This window comes from Silvimonas amylolytica (assembly GCF_014645555.1).
In the GTDB taxonomy this organism is placed as follows: Bacteria; Pseudomonadota; Gammaproteobacteria; order Burkholderiales; family Chitinibacteraceae; genus Silvimonas; species Silvimonas amylolytica.
Map to the genome: position 1 here is coordinate 33262 of NZ_BMLY01000001.1, position 20578 is coordinate 53839.

Below are 20578 nucleotides of genomic sequence, written 5' to 3' on the forward strand. Positions count from 1 at the left end.
CAAACGCGTGTTTATTGCGCCAGCAGGTTCAGTTCGTTCTCATGCGTTGCTGCTTCGACTGAGGCCAGTGCGGTCATGTTCACTACCCGGCGTACAGATGCCGTTGGCGTAAGGATATGCGCGGTGGCCGGAATGCCCAGCAGGATCGGGCCCACGGTCAGACCATCGCCCGCTGTCATCTTCAACAAATTGAAGGAGATATTGGCGGCATCCAGGTTTGGCATGATCAGCAGGTTGGCGTCGCCCTTGAGTGTGGAGTGCGGGAAGACACGCTGGCGGATTTCGGCAGAAATGGCGGCATCGCCATGCATTTCCCCGTCGATTTCCAGATCCGGCGCACGTTCACGCACAAGCCGCAGTGTTTCCTGCATCTTGCGGGCCGATGGGCTGTCGGACGTACCAAAGCTGGAGTGCGACAGCAACGCCACTTTGGGTGCGATGCCGAAGTTACGCACAGCCTCGGCAGCCATCAGCGTGATATCGGCCAGTTGCTCGGCAGTCGGGTCCTGATTGACGTAGGTATCCGCAATGAAAATGTTGCCGGTGGGCAGCAGCAACGCATTCATGGCGCCCGTGGTGGCACTGCCTTGCTTGGGGCAGAGCACGTTGGTTACGTAGTAGTGGTGCTGATGATAACGACCGGTCAAACCGCAAATCATGGCATCCGCTTCACCGCGCTTGACCATCAGCGCACCAATCAGCGTCGGCTTGCCACGCACTTCCAGTTGCGCCTGTTCTTCCGAGACACCCTTGCGCATCATCAGGCTGTGATAGAGCGTCCAGTATTCACGGTAACGGGGGTCGTGTTCCGGGTTGCACACTTCAAAATCCACGCCTTGCTGCAAACGCAAACCGAGTTGCTCGATGCGCTTGAGAATGATTTTGGGGCGCCCGATCAGGATCGGCACACACAATTTCATATCCACAGCTTCTTGCACGGCGTGCAGTACGCGCTGGTCTTCACCCTCGCAATACACCACACGTTCCTGCTTCTTGCGTGCGGCAGAGAATACCGGGCGCATGAAGAGGTTGGACTTGTACACAAACTGGGTCAGGTCTTCGACATACGCGTGCATGTCGGCAATCGGCCGTTCCGCCACACCGGTATCCATCGCGGCTTGCGCTACGGCTGGTGCAATCTTGATGATCAGGCGCGGATCAAAGGGTTTCGGGATCAGGTATTCCGGGCCAAATTTCAAGCTTTGGCCGCTATAGGCATCGGCCACGACGTCGGACTGCTCGGCGTGTGCCAGGTCGGCAATAGCGGTCACCGCTGCGCGCTTCATTTCTTCGTTGATGGTGGTGGCGCCGACATCCAGCGCACCGCGGAAGATAAAGGGGAAGCACAGTACGTTGTTGACTTGATTGGGGTAGTCAGAACGGCCGGTACAGACAATGGCGTCCGGGCGCACGGCTTTGGCGGCCGGCGACGAGATCTCCGGGTCCGGATTGGCCAGTGCCAGGATCAGCGGCTTGTCTGCCATGCGTTTGACCATTTCTTGCGTCACGACGCCAGGGCCCGACAAGCCCAGGAAAATGTCAGCGTCCGTGATCGCATCACTGACGGTGCGGGCGTCAGTGTCGCGCACGTAACGGGCTTTGGTCTCATCCAGACGCTCGTCGCGGCCAGCGTAGATCACGCCTTTGGAATCACAGACCAGCACGTTTTCGCGCTTCAGGCCCATGCCGACCAGCAAGTCCAGGCAGGCAATGGCCGCTGCGCCCGCGCCAGAACATACCAGTTTGACTTCTTCAATCTTCTTGCCCACATAGCGCAGGCCGTTCTTTACGGCGGCGCCGGTGATGATGGCTGTACCGTGCTGGTCATCGTGAAAAACCGGGATGTTCATGCGTTCGCGCAGTTTGCGCTCAACAATGAAGCACTCTGGGGCTTTGATGTCTTCCAGGTTAATGCCGCCGAATGTGGGCTCGAGCGAGGCAATAATGTCGACCAGTTTGTCAGGGTCGTTTTCAGCAACTTCGATATCGAAGACGTCAATCCCGGCGAACTTCTTGAACAGCACGCCTTTGCCTTCCATCACGGGCTTGCCAGCCAGCGGCCCGATATTGCCCAGGCCAAGTACGGCTGTCCCGTTGGAAATCACCGCGACCAGATTCCCGCGTGCAGTCATGTTGCGGGCTTCTGCCGGGTCTTCCACGATGGCCATACATGCAGAAGCCACGCCTGGGGAATAAGCCAATGCCAGATCACGCTGGCTGGCCAGCGCTTTGGTCGGAACCACCTGAATCTTGCCGGGGCGGGGAAAACGATGATAATCCAGCGCCTTATTCTTCAGTTCATCATCCATGTAGAACTCCGATACCTTTGACTTTGTAGTGATTGAGTTTTGTTGATTTGTGCAAGCGCAATATTTTTACCGGTTCCCTGTGATGCTCCGCGCCTCTTCTCCTGAAAACAAGTCAGGGTTTTGCCGAATAGGGAAAGCGTGCTGGTGCATTGTGGCGGAACCTGTTCCGTGCCTTTTTTCAGGTGGCAAAAACAAACAAGGGGCCGCTGGCCCCTTGTTTAAAACACGCTTAATGCTGTGCGGCAAAGCGGATCGAGACCGCATCATCGCCCAACCAGTTTTTCAGGCTGCCGACCAGATCGTCATGCAGCGTTACGCGCCAGGCGTAGCCCAGCGCCATTTTGCAACTGGCGTTGTCATTGTGATATTCGATCTCCACCTGGCAGGCCCCGCCTGACCAGTTATCGAGTGTCTGCTTCAGCCTGGCTGCGTCCGCGTTACCGTTGAACTTGAGGGTGAGCGCCTGGGCAAACTGGCTACGCGCTTCGGCGATATCCATGACCCCATCGGCAATGACCCGCAGGCCGCCAGAGAACCGGTCTTCACTGATCTTGCCGGGAATAACCAGCAGGGCGTCTTCTGTCAGTTTGGTGCGGTTGGCCTCAAACACTTCTGAATACACCGTAATGTCTTGCTTGGCCCAGCCATCATCGAGCGTAACAAACGCCATCCGCCCACGCTCACCGTTCTTGACGCGCACGCCAATTACAATGCCCGCGACATACTGAATGTCTTTGCGTGGCTGCAGTCGGTCCAGACGCGTCTTGATAAAGGCTTTGACGTCTTTGGCATGGGCATCAAACGGGTGGCCTGAAAGATAAAAACCAATTGCCGGTTTTTCTTCGGCAAGACGTGTTTTGTCATCCCAGGCTGGAACGATAATCCGCTCCACCGTCGGCGCCGCTGCGGGTTCAAAGACATCAAACAGGCTGCCCTGGTTGGCATTTGCCGCGGCGTGTTCAGCCACACTCATGGCTTGCTCAACGTTGGCCAGTAACTGAGCGCGATTGGTGTCGATGGCGTCAAACGCGCCGCCACGAATCAGCGCCTCGAGCACCCGTTTGTTGACTTCCTTCTTGTCGGTGCGCATGCAGAAGTCATAAAGATCGATGTACGGGCCGTTGGCTTCGCGCTCATTCACGATCATGTTGACCGCGCCTTCACCCACGCCCTTGATGGCGCCCAGGGCGTAGCGGATCTGCTTTTTGCCAACCGGGACAAACCGGTACATGCTGGCGTTGACATCCGGTGGCAGGATTTCCAGTTTGTTCTTCTCGACGCAATCGTCGTAGAACACCTTGAGCTGATCGGTGTTATCCAGTTCAGAACTCATGGTCGCAGCCATGAATGCGGCGGTGTGATGCGCCTTCAGCCAGGCTGTGTGGTAAGACACCACCGCATAGGCTGCCGTGTGCGACTTGTTAAAGCCGTACTCGGCGAACTTGGTCATCAAGTCAAACAGGTGCTCGGCCAGTGCCGGGTCATAGCCTTTCTGAGCCGCGCCCTCCGCAATGGTCACGCGGTGCTTGGCCATTTCTTCGGGTTTCTTTTTACCCATGGCCCGGCGCAGCATATCCGCACCACCCAGCGTGTAGCCGCCGATGATCTGCGAAATCTGCATCACCTGTTCTTGATACACGATCACGCCGTAAGTCGGCTCCAGACACTTTTCCAGATCGGGGTGGAAGTAATCCGGGGTTTCCAGGCCTTTTTTACGGTTAATAAACGTATCCACCATGCCAGAGCCCAGCGGGCCCGGCCGGTAAAGTGCCAGCACAGCGATAATGTCTTCAAAACGGTCAGGTGCCAGTTTTTCCAGCAGTCGCTTCATCCCGTCGGATTCAACCTGGAACACCGCGGTAGTGTTGGCATCACGGAAAACCTGATAAGCCGCCTGGTCACCAAAGCCCAGACTCATCAAATCGATGTACTCGCCGGTTTGTTCTTTGATGTACTGCAGCGCGAGTTCGATAATGGTCAGGTTTCGCAAACCCAAAAAGTCGAACTTCACAAGTCCGACCTGTTCTACGTCATCCTTGTCGAGCATGGATACAGGAGAAGCATCAACCCCGCTGGACTGATAAACAGGGCAAAAATCGGTAATCTGGCCAGGTGCAATCAACACGCCGCCGGCGTGCATGCCGATGTTACGAGTCAAGCCTTCCAGCTTCTTGGCCAGCTCCCACAGTTCGATCACTTCTTCTTCGTTTTTGACGCGTTCAGCCAGCTCCGGAACCATCTCGGTGGCATCATCCAGGCTATATTGCTTGCCTGGCGCGGCGGGGATGAGCTTGGAGAGGCCATCCACAAACATGTACGACAGATCCAGTACGCGACCCACGTCGCGCACTACCGCCTTGGCGGCCATGGTGCCGAAGGTGGCGATCTGGCTAACGGCCTCGGCGCCGTATTTGCCGCGCACGTACTCGATCACCCGCCAGCGGTTGTCCTGACAAAAGTCGATATCGAAGTCGGGCATGGATACCCGTTCCGGGTTCAGGAAGCGCTCGAACAGCAGGGCGTATTCGGTCGGGTCAATATCGGTAATGCCCAACGAGTACGCCACCAGTGAACCCGCGCCCGAACCCCGGCCCGGGCCGACCGGGCAGCCGTTGTGCTTGGCCCAGACAATAAAGTCCGCCACGATCAGGAAGTAGCCAGGAAAGCCCATCTGAATGATGGTGTCGGTCTCGAACTTCAGCCGATCTTCATAGCGTGGGCGTTCGGCATCGCGCCTGGCCTGGTCCGGATACAACTGCGCGAGGCGCATTTCCAGGCCTTCTTTGGCCTGATGCACCAGGAAGTCATCCAGCGTCATGCCATCCGGCGTCGGGAACAGCGGAAGGAAGTTCTTGCCCAGCACAATATTGACGTTACAGCGTTGGGCCAGCGTGACAGTGTTGGCCAAGGCCTCGGGCACATCCGCAAACAAAGCCTGCATTTCATCAGGCGTCTTGAAATATTGTTCTTCAGTGAAATTGCGTGGACGGCGCTTGTCCGCCATCACGTAACCTTCAGAAATACACGTGCGGGCTTCGTGCGCTTTGAAGTCGTCCGGGTCCATAAACTGGATCGGGTGTGTGGCGACGACGGGCAGATCCAGTTCAGAAGCAATGTCCAGATGACCCTGCACAGAGGATTCGCACTCTGGGCGACCACTGCGTTGGAGTTCCAGGTAAAACGCACCGGGGAAGTGCGCATGCCACCACTGTGCCAGCTCGATGGCCCCCCCCATATTGCCATTCAGAATGGCTTGACCAATTTCGCCCTGGTGCGCACCGGACAGGCAGAGCAGGCCGCTGTTGTCGCCGCTATCCAGCCATTCTTTTTTCAGTTCGGCACGGCCCCGGTACTGGTTTTCCAGATAGGCCCGGGTGAGTAGTTCGCACAAGCGGCCATAGCCGTCCCGGTTACGGGCGACAAACAGAACACGGGTTGGCTTGTCCCGGTCATCGTGGTTCTCTATCCAGCAATCCAGCGCGACGATGGGTTTTAAACCCGTATTGCGGCAAGCCTTGTATAGCTTGACCATGCCAAACAGGTTCATCAGATCCGAAACGGCTAGCGCGGGCATGCCCAGCTTTTTGGCCTGACTGACCGCATCATCAATGCGGACAATGCCGTCGGTCACGGAGAATTCGGAATGAAGGCGGAGATGGATAAAGGCAGGGGTGTTCATCCGCAAATTCTATCACCGCTAACAAGTGCAAAGGCAGGTGAGCGTAGAACAGTGTGGGCTCACTAACTTGCACTTGTAATAAATTCCAGGTTAAGGTGTTGATTCCTATAGCGGAGTCTTAAGCCTTATGGATGCAAGTGCAGTCAGCAATCAAAGCAGCGCGGTGAGCCAGAGCATGAATCAGCTCAATGCCACGGTGTTGCAGCCAGCCGCTAACGCCAATGCGGTCAACGTCGCCGTCATGAAAAAAGCGAACGACGCGCAAGCTTCTGCGGCTCTCAGTCTTTTGCAGGCGCTGCCGCCTGTGCCGCAATACAACAACCCGTCCAATCTGGGTAATGGCGTGGATGTGAAAGCCTGACGCTCACAAGTCAAACAACTGTTTGATATTGCGTGTAAAAAAACGACCAACGGGTCGTTTTTTTACGTCCTGGCTTTTTCTGGTGCATTGCACAAAATAAGGTTGACATATGAGTTCATTCTGCCAGAATGGCCCTCAAATGTTGCATTGCACAACTACTTAGGAAAAATCATGACGCTTGGTACCAACCGTTTCGCCGAAGAGTTTTCCCGCGCTCAACAAGTCGGGATCGAACAGTCTCTGGGTTTTGCCCGCACCGTCCTGACTGGTACGGAGCGTCTCTGGGCAGTGCAACTGGGTTTTGCCCGTGCGTTATTGTCTGATAACGAACACGCCGCCAAGTCTTTGGCTGGTGCCAAGGATGCCAACGAAGCGCTGGCGGTGCAGCGTGAACTGGTTGAGCCCGTTGCCGAAAAAACCACCGCTGCCTGGCGTGAAGCGGTAGGCATTGCTCATGCAACCCAGAAAGAATTGGGTGAACTGGTGGAAAAGCATCTCAAGCAGACCAGTGAAGAAGTGCTGGCCGGTCTGGATAAGCTGGCTGAACAGTTTCCGGCTGGGGCCGTTGGCGTGAAGAGCCTGCGTCAAGGCGTGGCAACCACGTTTGACGCCTACGACTCTGCAGTCGCCGCGACCCGCAAACAAAGTGAAGAGTGGCTGGCCGCTACGGTGCAGAACATCAACAAGGCCAGCGCTACCGTCGCAGCCAATCGCCGCAAGGCTACCGCCGCCTGACCTGGTTTCTAGCGCATATCTGCCGATTGCGTTAACGGCCCCTCATGGAGGGGCCGTTTTTTATTTGGTTACGGAAAAATCAGGGTTTGGAATTGCCGGCTTGCGCAGCCAGAAACCAGTTGGCTAACTGGCGGGCAGGAGATTCACTGGTGAGCGGATTGAGTAGTAGCGCGCGCTGATCGGCAAACCACGGTTCGAAAGGCTCGGTGTCGATGGCAAGATACTTGCGCGCGTCTTCCTGGAGATGGGTCACGCTGTGGTCAATCAATGCTTGCCAGGATTGCAGATCAAATGAACTGGCGGAGGGTTGTTGCAATGCGTGCAATAGCCACTGCCAAACAGATTCGGATTGAGCCAGCCAGCCGCTGGCAATGCCACTCAGGAAGGCGCCCGCGCCATGACCACCCGCGTGCAGCCAGGCTTTGGGGAGCGGGGGAGCCAGTGCGTCAAGTACCGGTGTAGCAAGGGTAAAATCATCGTGATTGCCGCCCGCAGCAACCATCCATCCCATGGTTTTACCAAACGGATTTTGCAGATTGACGGCCAGATCCACGAGGCGCCAGCCACTCTGACTGGCCGCAGTCAGGTGTTGTTGATAACTGGCCATGCTGCCCGGGTTGATCAACACGAGTGTGCTGTCTGGCGTGGGGGCCTGCGGAAGTGCCATCGGCACTTCTGCAGGGAAAACGGGCAAACCCAGCCCGACCCGTCCCAGACGTTCAAGTACGGCAGAGGCTTGCGCGGCTGGGGTAATCAGGCAGAGCTGGGCGATCATGTTTGCAAAATTAGTTGCTCTGGCAATTGTTCATCAACTGCTTCAGGCCTTCAATGTCTTTAAGTTCAATCAAACGATTCTGAACTCGCAGTAAACCCTGATCCTGAAAGCGTGACAAGGTGCGGCTGACGGTTTCCAGTTTCAGGCCCAGATAGCTACCGATTTCTTCGCGCGTCATGCGTAGATGGAAACTGTGCTGCGAGTAGCCGCGCAATGCAAAGCGCTGCGACAGATTGAGCAGGAATGCAGCAATACGTTCCTCTGCTTTCATGTTGCCCAACAAGAGCATGACGCCATGGTCGCGTACAATTTCGCGACTCATCAAACGGTACATGTGGCGCTGCAAGGACGGAATGCGGCGCGACATGTTTTCCATTTCATTGAATGGCAACTCACACACTTCGCTGTCTTCCAGTGCCACCGCATCGCACGTATGGTGCTCGGTGCTGATCGCATCCATGCCAATCAGTTCGCCATTCATGTGAAAGCCCGTGACCTGCTCGCGTCCATCTTCCGAAACGACGCTGGTCTTGAAAAAGCCCAGGCGCACAGCATAAAGCGAATGAAACGGCTCGCCGGCCCGGTACAGCGCTTCGCCTCGTTTGATAGGGCGACCCTGACTCACAAGCTGGTCGACCTGGCGCATTTCATCAGGAGATAGTCCGACAGGCAGGCACAACTCGCGCAAGCTACAACTGGAGCAGGCATGTCGCAATTGCTTAAGACCGGTTTCACGTAACTGGATAGGTGAGAGCATGGTTGGTTTTTCCACTTGGACTTCAGATAATTGCCTGCAGGCCAGAGCCAAAGTCACGGTTGGGGCTGGTCTGTCAGAAACGGTCGGTCGCTGAGGGCATCTATTAATTACATGTGCGAAGTAGATGCGAGCATCATGCGATTTGCTTTGATCTGTATCAAGTAAATATCTCCAGGGCGGGGGCAAACTGTTTAACCTGAAATTTCAGGGTAGGACAAATGCATACAGCCGCCTTTATCCAGCAAGTCGAGTTCGATCGCCCCCTCGTCGAGCGTTACGATGGCCAGGGGCCTCGCTACACTTCTTATCCCACCGCTGACCGCTTCGGGCCGCTGGGCGCCGCCGCGTACACTGCGACACTGCGGCAGTCACGCGTGGGGGAAATGGATCGGCCGGCTTCGTTGTATTTTCACCTGCCATTTTGCAATACCGTTTGCTACTACTGTGCCTGTAACAAGATCATCACTAAAAATGAAAGCAGGGCAGTTGAATATGTCGAATATCTGAAAAAAGAGATTCGTCTGTTGGCAAATATATTGCCATATACATTGAAGGTTGGCCAGATTCATTTTGGCGGGGGTACACCCACTTTTTTGCCGGAAGAGCAGCTTGCTGATTTGATTTATGAAATCAATAGGAATTTCCATATTTTGCCGAATGGTGAATATTCTATTGAAATTGATCCGCGCAAATTACAGCCGAGCAAAATCAGCTTGCTGGCCGAGGCAGGTTTTAACCGGATGAGTGTCGGGGTGCAGGATTTTGACGAGCGCGTGCAACGCGCCGTCAACCGCGTGCAGAGTGAGGCACAGACCCGATTGGTGATCGACACCGCGCGCAGCCTGGGTTTTCGCTCGGTTAGTATTGATCTGATCTACGGCTTGCCGCTTCAGTCGGCGGAAAGTGTCCTGCGAACAATTGATCGTGTGTTGGCGATCAGGCCGGATCGGCTTGCGCTTTATAATTATGCGCATTTACCTGAAAGATTCAAAACACAGCGTCAAATTGATGCAAGCGCGCTGCCTTCGGCCTCAGAAAAGCTTGATATTCTTCAGTCTTCAATTGAAAGGCTTACTGAGGCTGGATATATCTATATTGGCATGGATCATTTCGCATTGCCTGATGATGATCTGGCGGTAGCGCAACGGCGCGGTACATTGCAGCGAAATTTCCAGGGTTATTCAACCTGGGCGGAATCTGATTTGTTGGCATTTGGTGTGTCTGGCATTGGCAAAGTGGGTGCTGGTTATTTCCAGAATGCCAAGGATATCGACCAGTATTACGCCATGCTCGATCAGGATGAGTTGCCGATCGTCCGCGGCTACGCGTTGAATCGGGATGATCTGCTGCGGCGTTCCGTTATCCAGGGGTTGATGTGCCGGTTCAACCTGGATTTTGCTCAAGTCGAAACGGCCTGGCTGGTAGATTTCAAAAGCTATTTTGCGCCTGAACTTGCCGTGCTGGATGCCATGATGCGAGATGACTTGTTGATCATTTCTGCCGAGGGGATAGAGGTGACGCCCAAAGGGCGCATGCTGATCCGCTCCATTGCCATGGTGTTTGATCGCCACTTGCGTGAGAAAACCACGGCTGCACGTTACTCCCGTCTTGTCTGACCCCTTGAGTCGCCAGGTTTTGCGGTAAGCTGGCCGCTTTGTCGTGCCGCCGCAAGGGTGGCACGGTCTGGCGTGCTTTTCCTGGCGGGATCATCCCTTTGCACGACTTCGACGTTCTTGCATTTTTGTTGGCAGGCTTTCTGGGGGGCGGGCATTGCTTCGGCATGTGCGGCGGTGTGGTGGCCGCATTCAGCCTGCAGCTCCCGCCCGGGCCACGCCTGCGCTACCACCTCGGGTTTAACCTCGGCCGCGTGGCAGGCTACACCCTGATTGGGGCGATGGCTGGCGGACTGGGTGCTTTGCCTCTACTGGTCTCCCTGCAATTTGCCAAGCTGGTGCTGTATGTACTCGCCAATCTCTTGTTGATTGGGGTTGGTTTATATCTGGCTGGCTGGGTTTCCTGGATCGTTCATATCGAGACCGTTGGTCGGCCCGTGTGGCGATTTTTGCAACCCGTTCTTCGTCGTCGCTTACCTGTCCGGCGCTGGCAGGACACGCTGATCGTGGGGGCACTCTGGGGTTGGCTGCCCTGCGGTCTGGTTTATACGGCCAGCTTGTCAGCTTTATCCTCTGGTGGTATTGGGCAAGGGGCCTTGATAATGCTGGCCTTCGGGCTAGGGACCCTGCCCAACCTGCTCCTGATGGGGCAGGCTGCGGGCCAAATTACGCAGTGGTTGAGAAAGCGATTTGTCAGATTATTGGCAGGGTCTGCCTTTATTGCATTTGGCATATATCGCCTGCTTTCAGTGCTGCTATTTAGTCATATGGTGCTTTGAGAGACTATTCAGGGCGGGATAACTCCACTAAAATCTGTCAGCTTAGGCCTTTTGCCTTGTTGAATAGCCCGGAATGCCGCATGCCCACGCCGATACTTGTCGTCGACGATTCATCCATAGCACGCAAGATGCTCATCAAAGCTTTACCCCCCGCTTGGGACGTGGAAATCACGCAGGCCAGCAATGGCAACGAAGCGGTGGCCGCTTATCGCGCGGGCAAGGCCGACGTGATGTTTCTGGATCTGACCATGCCGGATATGGATGGTTATGCCGTTCTGGAAACCCTGCAAAAAGAAGGTTTGAATTCCTTTGTGGTTGTTGTGACTGCAGATGTGCAAACGTTAGCGCGCGAGCGCGTACGTGCCCTGGGTGCCGCAGCCTTCGTTAAAAAGCCGGTTGATCCGGCCAGTATTGAAGCTGTGTTGCGCGAGTACGGAATCAAGCTATGACTGTTATTGCCTTGACGGAAGATCAGCGCGACGCGCTGCAAGAGATCACCAATATTGCAATGGGCCGCGCCGGCGCGCTTCTGGCGCAGTTGATGGGTAGTTTTGTACACCTGTCGGTGCCCGGTATTTCGCTGGCCGATGCCAGCAATATTTCTGGCACCATCGCCCAGACCGTTGGGCGTGAGCTGGCTGTGACTGCCGTACGTCAGTCGTTCTCTGGCACGCTGCGTGGCGAAGCCATGGTGATTTATGACGAGCGTGGCTGCCGTAACCTTGCTGACCTGATGGGTTACGAGGACGAGGTGGGCCAGGCCACCGAGCGTGAACTTTTGCTGGATGTCGGCAACGTGCTGGTAGGCGCCTGTCTGAACGGGATTGCTGATCTGCTGGTGTCGCCGCTGTCCTATTCGCCACCGACCATCATTGCCGAAAACGCAGAGGTTGATCGGCTGATTAATCCGGATCAACTGACCTGGGATTACGCCTTGCTGATCCAGGTGAGATTTACGCTGGAAATCCGCGACTTTACCTGCCACCTGCTTACCTTGATGCCGGAAGAATCGATCTCGCAATTGAAGAAGGCGCTTGATGCGTTCATGGAAAGCATCTGATGCTGGAGACATTGCGCAATTTCATTGTCAGTGAGATCGGCGTAGGTATCTTTGCACTCGATCGGGAATACAACTTGTTGCTGTGGAATCGCTTTATGGCGGATCACAGCGGTATCAGTGCTGAACAGGCGATTGGCCGCAATCTGTTCGAACTGTTTCCCGACCTGCCGCAAAAATGGTTGAGCAAAAAGGTAGACAGCGTATTCATGCTGCACAATTTTGCGTTCACCTCCTGGGAACAGCGCCCGTGGCTATTCCCGTTTCGTCATAACCGTCCGATCACTGGTGGCATTGATTTCATGCAGCAAAACTGCACCTTCATGCCCGTCCGTGAAGCCGATGGCGAAGTGAGTGCGGTCGCCGTCACGGTCAATGACGTGACCGACGTTGCGGTCTACCAGAGCATGCTCAAGCAGGCCATGGCCAAGCTGGAAGAAAGCTCCAGTCGCGATGGGTTGACTGGCGTATATAACCGCCGCTTTACCGAAACCCGTTTGCTGGAAGAAATTGGCAGGGTAGAGCGTTACCAGGCCGAGACCTTCAGCGTCATCCTGCTTGATCTGGATCATTTCAAGCAGATCAACGACACCCATGGCCACCTGGGCGGTGATGAGGTGTTGTGTGAGGTGGTCGCACGGGTGCGCGATGTACTGCGGGATACCGACGTGTTCGGTCGGTACGGGGGTGAAGAATTTCTGCTGATGCTGCCGCAGACTGGCCGTGAAGGTGCGGTCGCTGCGGCTGAGCGCATCCGCAAGGCCATTGCTGCGGCGCCGATCCTGTACAACGAAGTACCGATCCACGCGACCGGCAGCCTGGGCGTGGCGACTTACGAAGTGGGCGCCCCCAAAGTCGAACGCGTCAAGGCACAGGCTGATCTGGCGCTTTATGCCTCCAAGCGTGCCGGCCGCAACCGCGTGACTTTCTATAGCGCGCAAATGGTTGATAAGGAACTGGGCGCGGGCTAAGCCGCGCCGGGTTTCTTCTGGCCCGTTCCTCCTCTTCTTTCCGATGGTTTGAAGCAGACACTGGTGGTGCCCGGTGTTTCGTTGTCTGCAAACGGGACTGTTGCATTTGACCCACGCCGCGGCGCAAAAAATTTTTTGCAAGCGCATGTAACCGGATTCCCGCGCGCATTTTCCTGTCAGATCAAGCAGTTCCGCCATTAGCCATGGACGTGGACGATCAGTTTAGTAATTGAGATAACGTTCATATCGAGAAACGGCCCTCACCTCTGAGCGGGCTCGTCTATAACAGTAAGCGAGAGGGCGCGATGCCTTCCCGTTGTCCAGCGCCGCCCCTTGCTGTTTTGAATTTCCTCAGTCAAACCCCACCTGGCGACGCGTGGCAGCCGTATCCCATCCAACGAAGCTGGAGATGCGTCATGGACGTGTTCAATCACTATGCCTCGAGATACGAGCGCACCCGCGAAGAAGAACTCACCCTGAAGGAATACCTGGAGCTGTGTCGGCAAGACCCTTCAGTCTATGCCACCGCGCCGGAACGCATGCTGATGGCTATCGGCGAACCAGAGATGGTCGATACCCGTCTGGATTCGCGCATGTCGCGCATTTTCCAGAACAAGGTCATGCGGCTTTACCCGGCATTTCGCGAGTTTTACGGCATGGAAGAAGTCATCGAACAGGTGGTGGCTTATTTTCGGCATGCAGCGCAGGGGCTGGAAGAAAAGAAGCAGATTCTTTACCTGCTGGGGCCGGTGGGCGGCGGCAAGTCATCCATCGCCGAAAAACTCAAAGAGTTGATGGAACGCGTACCGTTCTATTGCATCAAGGGCTCCCCGGTGAACGAGTCCCCGCTGGGGCTTTTCAATGCCGAGGAAGATGGCGAAATCCTCAAGGAACAATACGGGATTCCCGAGCGCTATCTCAAGACGATCCCCAGCCCATGGGCGGTCAAGCGCTTGCATGAGTACAACGGCGACATTAACCAGTTCCGCGTCGTGAAGCGTTACCCATCCGTGTTGCGGCAGATTGGCATCGCCAAGACGGAGCCGGGTGATGAGAACAACCAGGATATCTCGTCGCTGGTGGGCAAGGTAGATATTCGCAAGCTGGAAAAATACGCACAGGACGATCCGGATGCGTACAGTTATTCCGGCGGCCTGTGCCTGGCCAATCAGGGTTTGCTTGAGTTCGTGGAAATGTTCAAGGCGCCCATCAAGGTGCTGCACCCGTTGCTGACGGCGACCCAGGAAGGCAACTTCAAGGGAACAGAAGGTTTCGGCGCCATTCCGTTCGAAGGGATCATCCTGGCGCACTCCAACGAATCCGAGTGGAAACAGTTCCGCAACAACAAGAACAATGAGGCGTTCCTTGACCGGATTTACATCGTCAAGGTGCCGTATTGCCTGCGTGTGTCTGAGGAAACACGTATCTACGACAAGCTGCTGCGCAATTCGTCACTCTCCGCCGCGCCATGCGCTCCGGGCACGCTGAAGATGATGGCGCAGTTTGCCGTGCTCTCGCGATTGAAAGAACCCGAGAACTCCAGTCTTTTTTCCAAGATGCTGGTTTACGACGGAGACAACCTCAAAGACGTTGATCCAAAAGCCAAATCCATGCAGGAGTACCGGGACTTTGCCGGGGTAGACGAGGGAATGAACGGCTTGTCGACGCGTTTTGCCTTCAAGATTCTCTCGCGCGTCTTCAACTTCGATCACCAGGAAGTGGCCGCCAACCCTGTTCACTTGTTGTACGTGCTGGAGCAACAGGTTGAGCGGGAGCAATTCCCGCAGGAGCAGGAACAACATTACATCGCGTACATCAAAGAATATCTGGCGCCCAAGTACGTCGAGTTTATCGGTAAAGAAATCCAGACCGCATACCTGGAGAGCTATTCGGAATACGGTCAGAACATTTTTGATCGCTATGTAACCTTTGCCGACTACTGGATCCAGGATCAGGAATACCGCGATCCGGATACCGGTGAGAGCTTCGATCGCAACTCACTCAACAATGAACTGGAAAAGATCGAGAAACCAGCCGGGATTTCCAATCCCAAGGACTTCCGCAACGAGATCGTCAACTTTGTACTGCGGGCGCGTGCCAGCAATAACGGCAAGAACCCGGCGTGGAGCAGTTACGAAAAGCTGCGCACGGTGATTGAAAAGAAGATGTTCTCCAACACGGAAGAATTGTTGCCGGTGATCTCGTTCAACGCCAAAGCGAGCACGGAAGACCAGAAAAAGCATGAGGACTTTGTGAACCGGATGGTGACCAAGGGCTATACGCCCAAACAAGTCCGTTTGTTGTGCGAATGGTATCTGCGCGTGCGCAAATCGTCTTGATGACGGGAGGGTGACTGAGGCGTAGTGCAGGCGCCGCAGTCACCCGGAAGTGCAACCCGCTCGGGGGACTTATATGCATCATCTGATAGACCGGCGTTTGAACGGCAAGAACAAATCCGCAGTCAACAGAGAGCGTTTTCTCAAGCGTTTCAAGAGCCAGATTCGCGAGGCAGTTGCGCGCTCGGTCAAGGATCGCTCGATTACCGATATTGAACGAGGGGAAAAGGTTTCGATTCCGGTTCGCGATATCAACGAACCGACCTTGGGTCACGCCCATGGTGGCGTATGGGAACGTGTTTTTCCAGGTAACAAGGAATACCTGCGCGGTGATGAGATCGATCGCCCCGAACAAGGCGGTGGGGGCGGAGGCAGTGGTGGCTCTGGTCAGGGCGGTGGTGGAGAAGACGAATTTGTCTTTGACCTCTCGCGCGAGGAGTTCCTCAATTTCTTTTTCGATGATCTGGAGTTGCCCAACCTGATCAAGCGGCAACTGCAGCAAACCATTACCTTCAAATCCATCCGGGCTGGATTTACCAGCGACGGCACCCCGACCAACATCCATGTTGTGCGTAGTTTGCGCAGCGCGCTGGGCCGGCGGATTGCGTTGTCGGCTGAGCCGATGCGGGAGCTGAACGAAGCCCAGGAAGACCTCGATAAGCTACTGGAAACGCGCAGCGAGCATGATCCACTGGTCAAAGCGGTGCTAGCGCAGATTCACGCGCTGAAAACGCGTGTGGCCAATATCCCGTTTATTGATCCGTTTGACCTCAAGTATTCCAACCGCACCAAAATTCCGCTCCCGACTACGCAAGCGGTGATGTTTTGCGTGATGGATGTCTCGGGTTCAATGGATGAGAACAAAAAGGATATCGCCAAGCGTTTCTTCATCCTCTTGTATCTGTTTCTGACACGCATCTACGACAAGATCGAGGTCGTTTTCATCCGCCATCACACCCAGGCGTATGAAGTGAACGAAGACGAGTTTTTCCACGCCCGTGATACGGGTGGCACGGTGGTCTCCAGTGCGCTCAAGCTCACGCGTCAGATTATTGAGGCGCGTTACCCGTCGTCGGACTGGAATATCTACGTCGCCCAGGCCTCGGATGGTGATAACTGGGATTCAGATTCGCCGCAATGCCGGGAAATTCTGGAAAACAACTTGCTGCCGCTGCTGCAGTACTACGCCTACGTCGAAATCACCGAAGGGGAACCGCAAAACCTCTGGTATGAATATGAAATGGTAGCCCAGACGCACAAAGAATTTGCCATGCGTCGCATCAGGGACGCGTCTGAGATCTGGCCTGTGTTCAGAGATCTCTTTCGCAAGCATCCGGAAAAAGCGGTCGCCTGAACAGGCACCGCGCTGCAGGATTGAGCGCCATGACTACGACCCGCACCCGCAAGAGCAAAGGCGACGAGCCGGAACACAAACCGTTGCGTCGCAAACCGTTGTCGCTTGGCTCGGAATGGACGTTCGAGCTGATCGAAACGTATTACAAAGAGATCTCCCGCATCGCCAAAGATTTCGGGCTGGATACATACCCGAATCAACTGGAGATCATTTCTGCCGAGCAAATGATGGATGCCTACGCCTCGGTAGGCATGCCGGTGATGTACAACCACTGGAGCTTCGGCAAGCAGTTTCTTTCAACCCACAAGCATTACCAGCGCGGCATGATGGGGCTGGCGTACGAGATCGTCATCAACTCCAATCCGTGCATTGCGTACTTGATGGAAGAGAACACCATGACCATGCAGGCGCTGGTCATTGCGCATGCCAGTTTTGGTCATAACTCTTTCTTCAAGGGCAATTACCTGTTCCGCACCTGGACTGAGGCCGATGCGATCATCGACTACCTGGTGTTTGCCAAGCGTTACATTGCCGAGTGCGAGGCGCGACACGGGGAAGAAAAGGTCGAAGAGCTGCTGGATTCATGCCACGCGCTGATGAATTACGGGGTGGATCGTTACAAGCGTCCGCAAAAGCTGTCGCTGGAAAAAGAACTTGCACGCCTGGCCGAGCGCGAGCAATACCAGCAATCGCAGGTCAATGAAATCTGGCGCACCTTGCCCCGCCGGTTTGAGGAAGAACAAGCCGTTGCCCCACGGCGTTTTCCGGAAGAGCCGCAAGAAAACCTTTTGTATTTCATAGAGAAATTCGCACCGTTGCTGGAACCCTGGCAGCGTGAGATCGTGCGCATTATCCGCAAGATTGCCCAGTACTTTTACCCGCAGCGGCAAACCCAGGTCATGAACGAGGGCTGGGCCACGTTCTGGCACTACACGCTGATGAACCAGTTGTACGAAGAAGGGTTGATTACTGACTCGGCGATGTTCGAGTTCTTGCACAGCCATACCAATGTGGTGATGCAGCCTGGCGTCGATAGCCCGTACTTTAACGGCATCAACCCTTACGCACTGGGCTTTGCCATGTACCGGGACATCCAGCGAATCTGCCAGAACCCGACGGAAGAGGACAAACGCTGGTTCCCGGATATGGCGGGTACGGACTGGCGCAAGACGCTGGACTTTGCCATGCGCAACTTCAAGGATGAGAGTTTTGTTGCGCAGTATCTTTCACCCAAGTTGATCCGGGACTTCCGTTTTTTCAGCATTCTGGATGACGACGAAAACGCGACGCTCAAGGTTTCTGCCATTCACGACGATGCGGGCTACGCGGAGATTCGTACTCAACTCGCGTCGCAATACAATCTGGCATACCGTGAACCCAACATTCAGGTGTATGACGTGAACACCCGGGGCGATCGCTCGCTGACTTTACGGCATTACCAGTACCAACGCCGGCCGTTGGCCAATAGCGTGCACGAGGTCCTCAAGCACATCGCGCGGTTGTGGGGGTTTTCGGTCAAACTGGAAAGTGTGGACGAAGACGGGCAGGTGATCTTGAGTTACGACTGCAAGCTGGAAAAACGCGGTAGTCCATTCTGAGGGGCGATGAGGCTGGCCTCTGCATATCATGACGGGTCAGATGGGCGACGATCGAAACCCGGCGGTACACAAACAAATGTGCCGGTTGCGCTACTCGGTCCTCGCACCGTACCGCAATACGGCGGTTGTCGACCCGAACCCGGAGCTTGCTCCGGGTTTTTTGTCGCTTTTTTTGCCCGGCTGGCCATTTGTGCTCCCGAATGCCAGCTGATTGCGTCAGGATATCCGCCACTTTCCCCGTTTCCTGTGGACTTCTGCATGCTGACCCCGATTTTGTCCGTTCTGCGCCGGTTGCTGCTGGCTCTGACCGCAATGTTGCCCTGCCTTGCGGCACATGCCGCAACCAGCCAGGGCACGCCTTATGCCATTGCCGGTAGTTGCGAAGGTCTGCCCCGCGTGGCGCTGAATACCGTATCGGGCTTTTGCGTGGGTCTGGCCGCCAGCAACCTTGGCATGCCGCGCGGCGTGCTGCCTCTGGCCGATGGCTCCGCGTTGGTGACCGATATGGGCGGGTGGGGCAAGAACAAGGGGCGACTACTCCGACTGGTGCGCCATCAAGGTGGGTTTGATAGCGTCACGTTGCTCAGCGGGCTGGATCGCCCGCATGGTTTGCAGTTGGGGCCCGATGGTCAGGTTTATCTCGGCGAGGCAGGGCGTATCAGTCGGTTTAATCCCACTGATGCGCAGCCCATATTGGTGACCGTGATCGATAAATTACCTGACGATGGACGCCACCCGATCAAGGTTTTTGTCTTTGGCAAGGATGGGGCGCTTTACGTGAACTTCGGTTCGGCTACAGATAACTGTGAAGGACACATCGACACTAGCCAGTCTCCGCTGCAGCAATGCACAGATATGCAGACCAACCCACAACGCGCTTCAATCTGGCGCTACACCGAGGAAGATGGTCAGTGGCAAGGCAAGCAATTTGCCGGTGGGCTACGCAACTCCATGGCACTGGCCATTCACCCTGCGACTGGCGCGCTGTGGCAAGCCGAAAACAGCCGTGACTATATCAACCGCAAAATGCCTGGCCTGAAGAGCGATGAGAACCTGCCGCACGAAGAACTCAACCTGATTCACGAGGGGAGTAACTATGGCTGGCCGTATTGTTACGACAACAACCAGGCTGCGCCAGAGTTTCCGCAGGCCGATTGCGGTCTTTTTGCCCGTCCGGTCATGTTGTTGCCAGGTCATGCCGCACCATTGGGTATGGCTTTTTATGACCAGCCCGGCGGCCTTGCCGCCTGGCGTGGCAGCCTGATCATGGGCTGGCACGGCTACCGTAATAATGGCCACCGTCTGGTGGCTATCCGTTTTGACAGTAGCGGCATGCCCCAGGGCCAACCGCAAGAGCTGATCAGCGACTGGGGTGACGTGCCCGGTAAACACCCCATGGGCGCGCCGACTGACATCAAGATCGACAAGCAAGGTGCGATCTGGATGACGGAAGATCGCAACGGTGATTTGTTGATTATGGCGCCCATCCGGGTGCATTGAGGATTCGCGCATCACATGCCCCAGAACATCTATGACAACCCGACCTTCTTTAAAGGTTACAAAGCGCTGCGCCAACGCGATACCGGCCTCAATGGCGCGGTAGAGATGCCCGCATTGCAATCGCTGCTGCCGGTGCTGGTTGGTTTGCAGGTGCTGGATCTGGGTTGTGGTTTCGGTGACTTTGCGCGATTTGCGCGTCTGCATGGCGCTGCTAGCGTGGTAGGCGTGGATATCTCGGCGAACATGCTGGAGGAGGCGCGTCATCTGACTGCCGATCGCGCCATCACTTATCAGCACAGCAGCATAGAGCGCTTCCAGCCCGCGCCGGGGGTGACCTTTGATCTTGTGGTGTCATCCCTGGCGCTGCATTACGTGGAGGATTACGCGGCGGCGGTACGAGCGGTCTGGCAAGTGCTCAAGCCAGGCGGACTCTTCGTATTTTCAGTGGAGCATCCGCTGTGTACCGCCAACCCGGTTGGCTGGATCAAGGATGAAACCGACAACAAGGTGCACTGGCCGCTGGATCATTATCAGTCTGAAGGTCAGCGCGATACACGCTGGTTTGTGGATGGCGTGATCAAATATCACCGTACCACGCAGACCTGGATCAACACCTTGCTCGACAACGGCTTTGTGCTGGAACGTATGTCGGAACCCGGCCCGATTGCTGAGGCTGTGCAGGCTCGCCCGGCGTTGGCTGATGAAAACAGACGGCCGCCGTTTCTATTGTTGCGGGCCCGGCGCCAGGCCTGAT

At 55.6% G+C, this 20578-nt stretch carries 16 protein-coding genes; 12 read left to right on the forward strand and 4 right to left on the reverse strand.

Features of this window, described 5'->3' with window-relative positions; all coding sequences use genetic code 11:
• Nucleotides 1–11 precede the first annotated feature (11 nt).
• Both IEX44_RS00150 and dnaE read right to left on the reverse strand, forming a co-directional pair.
• Nucleotides 12–2309, reverse strand: coding sequence for an NADP-dependent malic enzyme (locus IEX44_RS00150; protein ID WP_188687553.1), 2298 nt, complete (start codon nt 2307–2309; stop codon nt 12–14).
• Nucleotides 2310–2538: 229 nt separating this feature from the next.
• On the reverse strand, nt 2539–5988 hold the full coding sequence (dnaE, locus tag IEX44_RS00155; protein ID WP_188687554.1) for a DNA polymerase III subunit alpha: 3450 nt from the start codon (nt 5986–5988) through the stop codon (nt 2539–2541).
• A gap of 127 nt (nt 5989–6115) precedes the next feature.
• Between dnaE and IEX44_RS00160 the strand changes: the two genes are divergently transcribed.
• Together IEX44_RS00160 and IEX44_RS00165 are read left to right on the forward strand one after the other, a co-directional pair.
• Nucleotides 6116–6349 carry a putative motility protein gene (locus IEX44_RS00160; protein ID WP_188687555.1) on the forward strand — a complete coding sequence of 78 codons (234 nt, stop codon included), beginning with the start codon at nt 6116–6118 and terminating at the stop codon, nt 6347–6349.
• Between the two features lie 171 nt (nt 6350–6520).
• Nucleotides 6521–7084 (forward strand): phasin family protein, encoded by a 564-nt coding sequence (locus IEX44_RS00165; protein WP_188687556.1) that lies wholly within the window; start codon nt 6521–6523, stop codon nt 7082–7084.
• A 79-nt stretch (nt 7085–7163) separates the two neighbouring features.
• Here the strand turns inward: IEX44_RS00165 and IEX44_RS00170 are convergent, their stop codons facing one another.
• Entirely contained in the window at nt 7164–7859 is a 696-nt protein-coding gene (locus IEX44_RS00170; RefSeq protein WP_188687557.1) for a hypothetical protein, read from the reverse strand.
• 10 nt (nt 7860–7869) lie between these two features.
• Nucleotides 7870–8616 carry a fumarate/nitrate reduction transcriptional regulator Fnr gene (gene fnr / locus IEX44_RS00175; protein WP_188687558.1) on the reverse strand — a complete coding sequence of 249 codons (747 nt, stop codon included), beginning with the start codon at nt 8614–8616 and terminating at the stop codon, nt 7870–7872.
• 218 nt (nt 8617–8834) lie between these two features.
• Here fnr and hemN point away from each other — a divergent pair, with 218 nt between their 5' ends.
• The 10 genes from hemN to IEX44_RS00225 all read left to right on the forward strand — a co-directional run bounded on the left by hemN (nt 8835) and on the right by IEX44_RS00225 (nt 20577).
• Nucleotides 8835–10232, forward strand: a complete 1398-nt coding sequence (gene hemN / locus IEX44_RS00180) for an oxygen-independent coproporphyrinogen III oxidase (protein WP_188687559.1) — start codon at nt 8835–8837, stop codon at nt 10230–10232.
• Between the two features lie 98 nt (nt 10233–10330).
• Nucleotides 10331–11008, forward strand: coding sequence for a sulfite exporter TauE/SafE family protein (locus tag IEX44_RS00185; protein WP_188687560.1), 678 nt, complete (start codon nt 10331–10333; stop codon nt 11006–11008).
• A gap of 80 nt (nt 11009–11088) precedes the next feature.
• Nucleotides 11089–11457, forward strand: coding sequence for a response regulator (locus IEX44_RS00190; protein WP_188687561.1), 369 nt, complete (start codon nt 11089–11091; stop codon nt 11455–11457).
• Nucleotides 11454–12068, forward strand: coding sequence for a hypothetical protein (locus tag IEX44_RS00195; protein WP_188687562.1), 615 nt, complete (start codon nt 11454–11456; stop codon nt 12066–12068). The genes IEX44_RS00190 and IEX44_RS00195 overlap by 4 nt, the downstream gene beginning before the upstream one ends.
• The gene (locus IEX44_RS00200; protein WP_188687563.1) at nt 12068–13036 is read left to right on the forward strand and encodes a sensor domain-containing diguanylate cyclase; all 969 of its coding nucleotides are present in this window, start codon (nt 12068–12070) and stop codon (nt 13034–13036) included. Before IEX44_RS00195 ends, IEX44_RS00200 begins: the two co-directional genes overlap by 1 nt.
• A gap of 416 nt (nt 13037–13452) precedes the next feature.
• The gene (locus tag IEX44_RS00205) at nt 13453–15375 is read left to right on the forward strand and encodes a PrkA family serine protein kinase (protein WP_188687564.1); all 1923 of its coding nucleotides are present in this window, start codon (nt 13453–13455) and stop codon (nt 15373–15375) included.
• Nucleotides 15376–15448: 73 nt separating this feature from the next.
• On the forward strand, nt 15449–16726 hold the full coding sequence (locus tag IEX44_RS00210; protein WP_188687565.1) for a YeaH/YhbH family protein: 1278 nt from the start codon (nt 15449–15451) through the stop codon (nt 16724–16726).
• 29 nt (nt 16727–16755) lie between these two features.
• Entirely contained in the window at nt 16756–18324 is a 1569-nt protein-coding gene (locus tag IEX44_RS00215) for a SpoVR family protein (RefSeq protein WP_188687566.1), read from the forward strand.
• Nucleotides 18325–18582: 258 nt separating this feature from the next.
• Nucleotides 18583–19824: a PQQ-dependent sugar dehydrogenase gene (locus IEX44_RS00220; protein WP_188687567.1), complete on the forward strand. Its 1242-nt coding sequence runs from the start codon at nt 18583–18585 to the stop codon at nt 19822–19824.
• 15 nt (nt 19825–19839) lie between these two features.
• Entirely contained in the window at nt 19840–20577 is a 738-nt protein-coding gene (locus IEX44_RS00225) for a class I SAM-dependent methyltransferase (protein WP_188687568.1), read from the forward strand.
• The last annotated feature ends 1 nt before the right edge of the window (nt 20578 follow it).